This is a genomic window from uncultured Ligilactobacillus sp., from assembly GCF_948826705.1.
Lineage (GTDB): Bacteria > Bacillota > Bacilli > Lactobacillales > Lactobacillaceae > Ligilactobacillus.
On the sequence record NZ_CAQLEL010000005.1, the window covers coordinates 1 to 11713 of the forward strand.

The 11713-nt window shown below is 35.0% G+C and carries 7 protein-coding genes and 1 rRNA gene; 7 read left to right on the top strand and 1 reads right to left on the bottom strand.

Annotated features, from left to right (window positions below):
* Nucleotides 1–24: 24 nt before the first annotated feature.
* Nucleotides 25–141 (top strand): 5S ribosomal RNA (gene rrf, locus Q9Q35_RS00365).
* A 384-nt stretch (nt 142–525) separates the two neighbouring features.
* A complete protein-coding gene (locus tag Q9Q35_RS00370; protein WP_304651643.1) occupies nt 526–1881 on the top strand; it encodes a glutamate--cysteine ligase in 1356 nt (451 codons plus the stop codon).
* A gap of 53 nt (nt 1882–1934) precedes the next feature.
* Here the strand turns inward: Q9Q35_RS00370 and Q9Q35_RS00375 are convergent, their stop codons facing one another.
* Nucleotides 1935–3215, bottom strand: a complete 1281-nt coding sequence (locus tag Q9Q35_RS00375; RefSeq protein WP_304651644.1) for a hypothetical protein — start codon at nt 3213–3215, stop codon at nt 1935–1937.
* Nucleotides 3216–3438: 223 nt separating this feature from the next.
* On the opposite strand from Q9Q35_RS00375, the gene Q9Q35_RS00380 reads away from it, so the two are divergent.
* From Q9Q35_RS00380 to Q9Q35_RS00400, 5 genes are all read left to right on the top strand, one after another.
* Nucleotides 3439–5634: a PTS transporter subunit IIBC gene (locus Q9Q35_RS00380; RefSeq protein ID WP_304651645.1), complete on the top strand. Its 2196-nt coding sequence runs from the start codon at nt 3439–3441 to the stop codon at nt 5632–5634.
* A gap of 64 nt (nt 5635–5698) precedes the next feature.
* Entirely contained in the window at nt 5699–6508 is an 810-nt protein-coding gene (locus Q9Q35_RS00385) for an endonuclease/exonuclease/phosphatase family protein (protein ID WP_304651646.1), read from the top strand.
* Between the two features lie 725 nt (nt 6509–7233).
* Entirely contained in the window at nt 7234–7890 is a 657-nt protein-coding gene (locus tag Q9Q35_RS00390; protein ID WP_304651647.1) for a 4'-phosphopantetheinyl transferase superfamily protein, read from the top strand.
* A gap of 27 nt (nt 7891–7917) precedes the next feature.
* Nucleotides 7918–8622, top strand: coding sequence for a thioesterase II family protein (locus Q9Q35_RS00395; protein WP_304651648.1), 705 nt, complete (start codon nt 7918–7920; stop codon nt 8620–8622).
* Nucleotides 8619–11705, top strand: a complete 3087-nt coding sequence (locus Q9Q35_RS00400; RefSeq protein ID WP_304651649.1) for a non-ribosomal peptide synthetase — start codon at nt 8619–8621, stop codon at nt 11703–11705. The genes Q9Q35_RS00395 and Q9Q35_RS00400 overlap by 4 nt, the downstream gene beginning before the upstream one ends.
* The last annotated feature ends 8 nt before the right edge of the window (nt 11706–11713 follow it).

Consider the following 11713-nt stretch of genomic DNA (forward strand, 5'->3'; position numbering starts at 1 on the left):
GAGAACAAGGTTCTCACAAAAAAGTGTGGTGGCGATAGCACAAAGGCTACACCTGTTCCCATTCCGAACACAGAAGTTAAGCTTTGTAACGCCGATAGTAGTTAGGGGATCGCCCCTTGCGAGGGTAGGAAGTTGCCACGCGATCAAAGTCGTTAGTTGATTTGACTAGCGGCTTTTTTTGTATATCCTGATATTTAATAACCACTTTGTTCAAAGTATTAGAGTTATAGTTTAGCTAAAAGCATCTTTATGGGCACGCTATTTTACTCAAGATCATGGGTACTAACATCGGCAAGTGGTAGGAACTTGTTTTTAAGTATTAAAAAAACATTTAAAAATGAGAAGGTATATAGTAAAATATTAAAAAATCAAGCGATGAGCATGTGTGCAACATAGAAAGGACAAAATGTGAAGTGGATCGAGCATGCTCCTAGCTAAAAGTGATCTAGATGATCGGAAAGGAAAAACTATATTTCTTTCTCAAATATAACTCGTATTTGTTCACATTTTTATAGCGGTAATACTATGTTCAGTAAGATCGGTGAATTGATTTTTGAAAATGAAGCAGTCTCTAAGACTTCAGACTTTAAAATGGGATTAGAAGTCGAGATGCATCGAGTCGATGGTACAGGCAATCTCAGTGAAGAACCGTATCCAGCTGCGATCGGTGATGAAAAAGTCAATCCTTGGATAACTAATGATTTCTTAGAAACAATGTCGGAAGTCGTGACACCGGCTGCCAGTAATTCCTTAGATGCGATGCACTATCTTTATAGCATCAATACGGCACTTAGGACAGCACTTTCACCAGGAGAGTTTTTGTGGCCGTTGTCTATGCCACCTAAACTAGCTAATGATCGCGTCAGGATCGCTAAAGCTGGGCCAGAGAAAGAAAAGTATTTTCGAGAATGGTTAAAAAAACACCGCTTAGCAGAAGGAGCTCCATGTGGTGCACATATCAATCTAAGTATTGACTACCATCTGATCGAGATGGTCTATCAAAAAATGCCTGATAAATTTGCTGATAAACTGGCTGTGCAAAACTATCTCTATACGATCGTGGCACAAGGATTCGTCCGTTATCGGTGGTTATTGACGTATCTATTTGGAGCTAGTCCGATCGCTGAAGAAAATTACTTTAAAAAAGGTGATAAATTGTCACATCCAGTTCGTAGTTTACGCCAGAGCAAAAAATATGGTTTTGGGTCTAAATTTACACCTGATTACACTGATGTTGAAAGTTATGTCGCGCGGATCAAGCGTGCTGTGGCTAAAAAAGAGATCTATACAGCAGCGCAATTCCATGGCCCTGTTCGTTTTAAAGGCGATAATGTGGAGACCTTAGCAACAGATGGGATCAAATATTTAGAATTGCGGATGTTAGACCTTGATCCAACGAGCTATGTCGGGATAAGAACGGGGACCTTGCGCTTTATTCGGCTGTTAGCGAGTTACTTTATCATGAGCCCAGCTCTAAATAAAAGCGAAGTCAATGAAGCTTTAGCTGTTGCTGATAAGCGAAATGAGATCGTTGCTTTAGAAGATCCAACTAAAAAGAGTCAATTATCAGAAGCTGCGATCGCATTGATCGAGCATCTAAAAGTCTATGTCGACCTGATCCAAGCTGGCCCTGAATATCAAGAATTGATCGAAGATATGGAGTATCGGGTCAAGATCCCGATGAATACTCCAAGTGCCCGTCTAGTTCGGCATATCAAAGATGATTCTTTGACACAGTATGCCTTAAAGCGGGCAAAAGATTATCAAAAATCTGCCTTACTTGCACTTCATCCCTTTAGAGGTTTTGAAGATAATGCAAGTTTGACCGCTGAAGAATTAAAAGAACAGATCTTTCGGGGAAGCTGGGAACCGCGAAAGTGATCTAAAAAAATAGCCGGCCATTTTTAACGGTCGGCTGTTTTTATGTAAGTTGCTCAACTGCTTTTATGCTTGGCTGAATAAAGGCGGTAGAGGTGCCACGAGAAGATCAAGTTGCCACTGATGATGAAGAGACTGATCAAGATCAAACGGACCATAAAAGCTGGGAAGGTATCTTTTAACATGGCTTGGTGGTAGACATTAGAATAGAGCAAAGCAGTCGGACTATGTAGTTGCCAAAGTGAGACTAGTTCGATCGTCAGACCTAAACATACTTGTTGCAAAAGGCTCCCAAGCGTTTTTATCTGACCACTTTTGTCAGCCAAAAGCCCATCGTTTGTATTAGCTTTACCAGCGATCAGTGCAAAGAAAGATGTGATAAAGTAGCCGACAAGATAGATCCTAGAAGATAGCATTATCAAAAGCCCACATACCGTCCCTAAGAATGCACCTACTTGGATGGTTACGTTAGAATAGGTCGATTTGTGATAAAAAAGCCCACCCAAAAAGTTGCTGAGCATCAAAATGATAAAAGACCAGATGATCAGCGCCACTTGACCGCAAATAAAGAACCAAAAGAGGCTATAGATGATCAAAAAGTTTTTCAATGCCCCTAACCAAAATTGATAGGTCTGCTCATAGACGCAAAAGATATCTTGATAAAGAAAAAACAAGAAGATGATCCCACTAAAGATCAACATCCATTCAAAATCAGCGATCAAAGCCGTCTGACGATAAGTTCTGATCATTACATAGAGACATAAAATGATACCTGCAGGAACAAAAGAGTGCAGATCTAACTTGAGCTGAGCTAGCATCTGTGTTTTAGGTGCAGGTAGATAAAATGAGGCTATCAACGTCATGAGCAATAAAAGCGCCAGTAGATAGAGGTTGAAAAGATTGCTGAAATATTTAATATTTACTCCGACTAGAAAAACGATCAAAAGTGAGAATACAAAACTGAGCTTACTGCTTTTGTGTGGAAGTCCTTTTTTGATGAGCGTCGGTAAGCAAGAAAGACCTGTCCCAACTAGGATCCCACTGAGATCTAGTAAGATCTGTTGTCTGAAGAGCGTTCCACTGATCGCAAGTACCACGCCCCCTAAAGCTAAAAATAGATCTATCCGTAAGACTTTAGTGTAGTTTGTGATCTTGCCAAAACTATTTAACGTAAAGATCCCCATTTTTTGAAAAGAATAGAGTAAGATAAAGGGCAGTGCGGTATGTAAAGTTCCAAGGCCAACTTTGACATTGATCATAAAAGCAAAGATGATATTAGGTAAAAGTATGTAGAGTTTGCCAAGCGTATCGCTAAATAAACTAAAAATTTTTTCCAATTGTTACACTTCTTTCTTTGTATACATTTTACACCCTAAATTCTAAAAATTACCTTAACGAGTCTACTATGAGAGTAAATTAAAAGAATAAAATAAAAAAATTAAGCGAAAAGGTTTACATTTTTAAGAAGAGTCGCTATAATAAAAAATGTAATGAAACCGATTGCATAAACCGGTTGCATAACTTAACGATCTAGAGATAATTTTTAAAGGAGTGAGGTAGTTGAAAGCACAATTTCAAAAGTTTTTCAGTTTCGAATTTTGGCAAAAGTTCGGTAAATGTTTGATGGTCGTTATCGCCGTCATGCCAGCTGCTGGTTTGATGATCAGTATCGGTAAGACATTGGCAATGATCGATCCTAATATGACCGCCTTAGTTACAACTGGTGGTGTTATTGAACAGCTCGGTTGGGGCGTTATCAATAACCTAAATATCCTCTTTGCATTAGCGATCGGGGGTAGTTGGGCTAAGGAACGTGCTGGCGGTGCTTTTGCTGCAGGTTTAGCATTTATTTTGATCAACATCGTAACCGGTACTGTCTTTGGCGTTAATGCTGAGATGATGGCAGACTCTAAGGCTTACGTACATACCATCTTTGGTAGCAAGATCTTAGTTAGTGACTATTTTGTTAACGTTTTAGGGGCACCAGCTCTTAACATGGGTGTGTTTGTTGGTATCATTGCTGGTTTTGTTGGGGCAACAGCTTACAACAAATACTACAACTTCCGTAAGTTGCCAGATGCGTTATCATTTTTCAACGGTAAACGTTTCGTACCTTTCGTAGTTATTTGGCGTTCGACAGTCGTAGCGTTAGTTTTAGCTATTATTTGGCCAGTTATCCAATACGGGATCAACAGCTTTGGGATGTGGATCGCTAACTCCCAAGAAACAGCACGCTTCTTGGCACCATTCCTCTATGGTACTTTGGAACGTCTCTTACTTCCATTTGGTTTGCACCACATGTTGACGATCCCGATCAACTACACCTCTTTAGGTGGAACTTACGAGATCTTGACTGGTGCTCAAGCTGGTCACCACGTATTTGGGCAAGATCCATTGTGGCTTGCTTGGACAACTGACTTAGTCAACTTAAAAGGTGCTGGCGACATGGCTAAATACAACTATGTCTTAACACACTGGACACCAGCTCGTTTCAAAGTTGGTCAAATGATCGGTTCAACTGGCATCTTGATGGGTCTGACCCTTGCGATGTATCGCAATGTTGATCCAGATAAGAGAAAACAATACAGCTCAATGTTTATCTCAGCTGCACTTGCCGTATTCTTGACTGGTGTTACAGAACCATTGGAATACATGTTCATGTTCGTAGCGGTACCATTGTATATCGTCTATGCGATCATGCAAGGTTTGGCATTTGCTTCAGCTGACCTTATCAACTTACGTGTTCACTCCTTTGGTAACATCGAATTGCTCACCCGCTCACCAATGGCATTTAAAGCTGGTTTAGGGCAAGATATCTTCAACTTTGTTTGGGTATCCTTACTCTTTGCGGTAGCGATGTACTTTATCGCAAACTTCATGATCAAGAAGTTCAATTTAGCAACTCCTGGGCGCAATGGTAACTATGATGGTATCGATAATGGAGACGCTGGTTCTGATACAGCAACTACAGCAGATGGTCAAGCTGATCCTAACTCACAAGTTGTTAAGATCATCAACTTGCTTGGCGGTCGCGAAAATATTTCCGATGTTGATGCCTGCATGACGCGTCTACGTGTAACTGTTAAAGATAGTGCCAAAGTTGGTTCGGAAGAAGAATGGAAGCAAGTTGGTGCGATGGGCTTGATCGTCAAAGGTGAAGGTGTTCAAGCTGTTTATGGTCCAAAAGCTGATGTTTTGAAATCTGATGTCCAAGACTTGCTTGATTCTGGTGTCGAAATTCCAAAAGTCGACGTTATGAGTGGTACAGTCACAGAAGAAAAGAAGATCCAATTCAAAGGTGTAACTGAAGAGATCCATACTGTTTCTGATGGTGATGTGATCAAGATCGAAGACGTTAATGACCCAGTCTTCTCACAAAAGATGATGGGTGATGGTTTCGGGGTCAAACCAGATAACCAAAATGTTTACGCTCCAGTTTCTGGGACAGTAACAAGTGTCTTCCCAACTAAGCATGCGATCGGACTAGTAACTGATGCAGGTCTAGAAGTCTTAGTTCACATGGGACTTGATACAGTAGGCTTGAATGGAGAACCATTTGAAGTCAAAGTTAATGACGGGGCTAAAGTTAAAGCCGGTGACTTACTTGCCTTAGCTGATCTTGATAAGATCAAAGCTGCTGGTAAAGATGATACAATTGTTGTAGCATTTACTAATGTACAGGATATCAAGGAAGTCAAAATCGATAAGTTAGGCCATCAGGCTGCTAAGACAGTTGTCGGAACAGTTGAAGTCTAAATGATAAAACTAAGCGACGCCCAGATATCAGGCGTCGCTTAGTTATTTTATGGAGGAATTTTACGTGGCAAAATTTTTAACGTTGAACACACATAGTTGGTTAGGCGAAGATCCAGATCTTGCTTTGGAGATCTTAGGTAAACAGATCTTGGCTGCAGATTACGATGTGATCGCATTACAAGAGGTAAATCAACGGATCGATTCACCTGATGTTTTACAAGCGCCGTATACGCTAGAAAATCAACATCATTTGCACGAAGACAATTATGCTTTAAAATTAGTCGAATATTTAAAAGAACATGGAGCAAATTATTATTTCACATGGGCTTACGGGCATATTGGCTATGATGAGTATCATGAAGGGGTGGCTTTGTTATCTAAACAGCCATTCACCTCAGAAAGAAGCGTTTTGACGTCAAATGTTGATGATGAATACGACTACCATACGCGTCGGGCGTTGATCGCTAAGACGCAGGTCGCAGGTCAGGAAATGTGTGTTGTCAGCGGGCATTTCTCATGGTGGAAGAATGATTTTAAATCAGAATGGCATCGTTTAGAAGCTGCTTTGGCTACCGAAGAAGCACCATTGGTCATCATGGGAGACTTTAATAACCCAGAAAATACTTCAGGTCATGAATTGATCTTAGCTAGTCCTTTAAAACTAAAAGACAGCCATTTAGCTGCTAAAGAGGTGACTGGTGGAGCAACGATCTTGCAAGATATCGATGGATGGGAAAATAATGACAAAGCTTTGCGGATCGACTATATCTTTGTTAGTCAACAACTTGAAGTTACGCAAAGTCATGTACTTTTTGATGGTAAAGAGCAACTCTTGATCAGTGATCATTTTGGCGTGGAATGTGTGATCAAATAGAGAAAACAAATAAAGGCGTTACCTGTAGAAATCTTTTATTGAAATGGATTTAAGACTATGAAAAGTAGTTTTAGATCCATTTTTTATCTAAATTTTATTTAACTTTAATTTTTTATGTATAGGTAACCGTTGTGTGTTTGGGTTTTTAAAGGATTTGGGAATGCTATTTTTAATTTTTAACTTATAAAAAAAGTGTTGACTTAAATTTTGGTTAGATATATAATTTGTGTAAAATTAAACCTGTAATAGGGTGATTCTATGGTTGCTATTTAAAAATATGTCGAAGCTTAAGGTACATAATAACTTGTATGGGCAAGATTTGAGTTGGTTAAAGATTCATACTTCATACTTAAGCAATGAAGGGGAGGAGGATATCTGGAACATTTTCACTATTACTAGCAATGCTCTTGATTGAAGGAATTAAAATATTGAATATATATTTGCTTTAGCAATAGATGGTAACTTTAATATACATTTATAGATATGGAGCTTAGCACAGAGTGATTATTGTCGATAGTAAAGATATTGACGAGAAAAGAATAAAAGAACAACATGGTTAAACCGATACTTTTTCAAAAATAATATGAGGATAAAAAAGGAGGTTGAGGAAGTTTTCATTCGGAAGATATGTAGTTTTTGTTAATAAGGATGTCTGCAAAAATAAAGAAAAAATGTAGAAGGAATAAAGTGGGAACATCAAAATTTGGAAATGATAGGAGATTGTAATGTCTTCAAATGGTGAAGTATTTGTGTTAGGTATAGTTAAAAATATTGATTATAATGTTAAAAATGTAGAGAAAGAGTTGCAGACACTTCCACATGATAGGCAAAAAGAAGCTTTGAAATATGCTGATAAAGATTGTATTAATTCAATTATAGGATATAGACTACTAGAACACATTATAAAAAATAAATTGCGTATCAAAAAGATACCGAGGATTGGTTATGCCAAATACGGGAAACCATATTTTAAAATAAAACAAGGACTGAGAAAGTTATACTTTAATATTTCCCATACAGATGGGTGTGTAGTTGTTGCTGTATCAGATTCAGAGATTGGAATTGATGTAGAGACTATTGAAAATATGGATTTATCTATAGAAGAAATGTTTTTAAGTATGGAAGAAAGGAAAAAAATATACTTAGAAAGTAGAAATGATGAAAGTGAGGCGACAAGAATTTGGACATTAAAGGAGTCATACTTAAAGATGAAAGGAATTGGCTTAATTGATGATTTATGTAAAGTTGATACTGCTAAGTTGAATTTAAATTCTATAAGTATCAATATTCAGGAATATTGGATATCGGCTAATATTTTAAGTGAGAACTCTGACTGGCAGTTGCTTATTTATGAAGATAAAGATTTTGGAGAATGGTTTTAGTTTGTTAAGAATAATGAGGGATTTTATGTGATTAAATTAATTATGATACCTTATGCAGGCGGGAATTCTTGGGGATATGCTGATATTTTTAAACAACTGAAGAAAAATAATATTGATTGTATTCTTTATGATTATCCTGGGCATGGTAAACGAATTACTGAGGAATTAATGGATGATATTGATAAAGTGAGAGAAGATTGTATAAATTATATTCGAGCAAATACTAGTGATAATGATACTTTGTTTATTTTTGGACATAGTTTAGGTGCATTAATTACATACGAAGTTGTTAAAGATTTTAATAAATTAAAAAATAGAATACAAGGAATGATAGTTTCTGGAATGTATCCACCTGATATGAAAGAAAATATGGGAGCCTCAAAATATTATTCAAATGAAAACTTTATTGAGAACATAATGAAACTAGGTGGTATACCGCTAGAAATTTTAAATAATCCAGAAGCTGTGGAATTCTTCGGAGAGATTATTAAAAACGATTATCAAATATTTGATAGTATTCAAGCAAGTTGTGAATTAATCGATATTCCTATTCTTGCTTTTAGTGGTAGTGAAGATAAGAACTTTTCTGAAGAAAAAGTAACTCTTTGGAGAAAGGTAACAAATTCAAAGTTTAAAGTTCAGAATTTTCAGGGGGATCATTTTTTTATTTTTGACAATGTTAAATCAATTGTTGAGAGCATAACAGACTTTATAGAGGAGAATTTAAAATGAAGATAGCAAATAGTATTATTGAAATTTTTAAAAAGCAAGTTAAAAAGTCTCCAAACAATATAGGACTAATTACGGATTTTTCCAAGTATAGTTATGATGAGATTGACAAAAATTCTGATAAAGTAGCTAATGAACTTTTACGAAATAATGTTGTAAAAGGTGATTTTGTTTCTGTTATTATGCGGAGATCAGAAAATATGCTATTTGCAATTTTAGGAATTCTTAAGGTTGGTGCTGTATATGTTCCAATTTCACGAGAATTTCCAGAAGAAAGAAAAGATTACATATTAAAGGATACAAATTCTAAATTAGCAATTGTGGATGAAGATCTTAATCTAAACAATACAATTTTTTCGTTAGTTGCCAATGATAGTTTCTTCAAAAGAGAATTAAATTCAAAGATTAGCATTCCTTCTATAAATGGTGAGGATTCTCTTTATTGTATATATACTTCAGGAACTACTGGGGTACCTAAGGGTGTTGTGAATACGAATTCAGGCTGTATAAATAGAATTTCATGGATGCAAGAAGAATATCCAATTAGTAACAATGATAGGGTGCTTCAAAAGACAAATTATATTTTTGATGTATCTGTATGGGAACTTTTTTGGTGGTTCTTTACAGGTGCAGCATGTGTATTATTAGAAGATGGAGAACAAGGAAACCCTGAAAAAATTTATCAAAAAATTGTTGAAGAAAAAATTACAGTTACCCATTTTGTACCAACTATGTTATCAGAATATTTGAATTATTTGGAAAATAATAATATTGAAGATTCATCTAAATTGAAATGGGTTTTTTCAAGTGGTGAATCATTATTTCCAGAATATGCCTCTAAGTTTTATAAATTAAGCAAGGGAACCTTAGTAAATTTATATGGACCAACTGAAGCTAGTATAGATGTTACTCACTATAAAGTATCTGGTGAAGAATCTCAAATACCAATTGGTGTACCGATTAAAAATATGCAAGTAGTAATAGCTGATCCCAGAACTTTGAGGATATGTGATGAAGGTGATAAGGGAGAAATATTTATTTTAGGAGTAGGTTTAGCTAAGGAATATTTGAATAATGTCGAAAAAACTTCTGAAGCGTTTTTAATTAATCCATTTGGAACAGGGAGAGCTTATAGGACGGGAGATTTTGGATATATTAAAAACGGATTGATATATTATGTTGGAAGAAAAGATAATCAAATAAAAATTAATGGTTATAGAGTCGATTTAAATGAAATACTCTTTCATTTAAAGAAATTCAGAAGTATTGATGATGTTAGAATTATTTATGCTAAAGGGTTAGTGAATACCTTAAAAGTATATTTTATTTCAAGGGAAAAGATAGAAGAAGAATCTATAAGAACTTATTTGCAAACAAAACTTCCTGAGTATATGATACCTCATGAATATTATCAAATAGATAAGTTTCCTCTAACGTTAAACGGAAAACTTGATAAGAAAAAATTGCTGGAATTGTCAAATAGTAAATTAAGATACTTGCAGAATTATGCCGATAAACTAGATGAAAAGCAAAAGATTATTTATAAGTCGTTGGCACTGTCTTTAGGGAAAAAAGATATTGATTTGAAAAAAAGCTATATTTCCTTGGGTGGTGACTCTATGAAGGCAATACGAGCAGTATCATTTTTACGAAAAAATGGATTTAACTGTACAACAAAACAGATATTAACAAGTGGTAAAATTATCGATCTTTGTCAGAATATTGTAGAAGATACTTTGGAATTTGAAGACAGTGTTACTCCATATGGAAGTGTTATCGATACTCCTATTATGAAATTGTTTAAAAAATATCAGATGAAGTGTCCTGGACATTTTAATCAGATTCGGTCAAAAACTGAAGAGACCTTAAATGTTGATCAGATTGAAAGAGTGCTAGTTAATTTAGTAAGAATTCATCCTGAACTATCAGCCACTTTTTTAAATAATGGTACTTTGATTATTGAAAATCGTTCTTTCTCAAATTTAGAAGTTATAGATCGTAAATTGAATCAAAAATTAGATTGGAAGAAGGAGTTAGATAAACTGCTAATTGAAGGAAACTTAGAATTTCATAATGGTGAACCATTGTTTAAAGTAATTGTATTTGAAATGGATAATAAATATTTACTCCTATTTGTTGCACATCATTTAATTATTGATGAAATATCTTGGGAAAATATTTTTGATGATTTTGATCAATTAGGAAGAAATATTTTGGGTAATTCTAGTTATGAAGAAAACAAAAATAGTAGTACTTCTTTTAGATCCTGGAGCTACTTTTTAGAGTCATATAAAAAGAATTTTGTAAATTCTTCAGAGTTTGAATATTGGAAAAATTTAAACAATGACTTTTCTGAATTAAATAAAAATCTGAATCAAGTTACTTCTAATAAAATAAGTAAAAATGTTGTGAATATAACACAGAAAATTTCTTCAATCTCTTCATTGAAGAAAATAATCAATGGTAGTCAATACACTATTCTAGATCTTATCTTATTCCTTTTAAAAAAGTCTTTACAAAAAATTAAAAATATCGAAAAAGTTCCATTATTAGTTGAGAGTCATGGGAGACATGATTTTTCTGGAAAATTAAGAATAGAAAATACTGTTGGTTGGTTTACTAGCTTTTATCCTTTGATTTTAACCGGGGAAAGCACACCCGAAGAAGGAATATTTAAGATACACCAACAAATTAAGTCAATCCCTAACGATGGAATTGGCTATGGACTTTTATTTGATAAGTTAAATTTTATTATGCCGCATTTTCTATTTAATTTTTTTGGAGAGTTAACAGAGGATAATAGCATTCAATATGTAAAAGATTTCTTCAAGTATGAAAAAAATGAAATAAACTTTATTAATATGCATCCAATGAAAATTGATGTAATGATTCTGGATGGGGATGTTACTATTTCTATTGAAGCTCAACAAAGATTTTATTCACAAAAAGTTTTGAAACAGATTGTCGAAGAAATTATTACTGAAGCACTAAAATTAGAGAATAAAGGGGTTAATGAAGCAAAGGTTGAAGTTGGTGAAGGTATTGACTTTGATGATTTCTCGTATATTTTAGATAAACTTAATTAAGAACTACA

Bases quoted from the DNA above. Each gene is read 5' to 3' on its own strand.
- Q9Q35_RS00390 (WP_304651647.1), top strand. From the start codon at position 7,234: ATGTCTTCAAATGGTGAAGTATTTGTGTTAGGTATAGTTAAAAATATT.
- Q9Q35_RS00370 (WP_304651643.1), top strand. From the start codon at position 526: ATGTTCAGTAAGATCGGTGAATTGATTTTTGAAAATGAAGCAGTCTCT.
- Q9Q35_RS00400 (WP_304651649.1), top strand. From the start codon at position 8,619: ATGAAGATAGCAAATAGTATTATTGAAATTTTTAAAAAGCAAGTTAAA.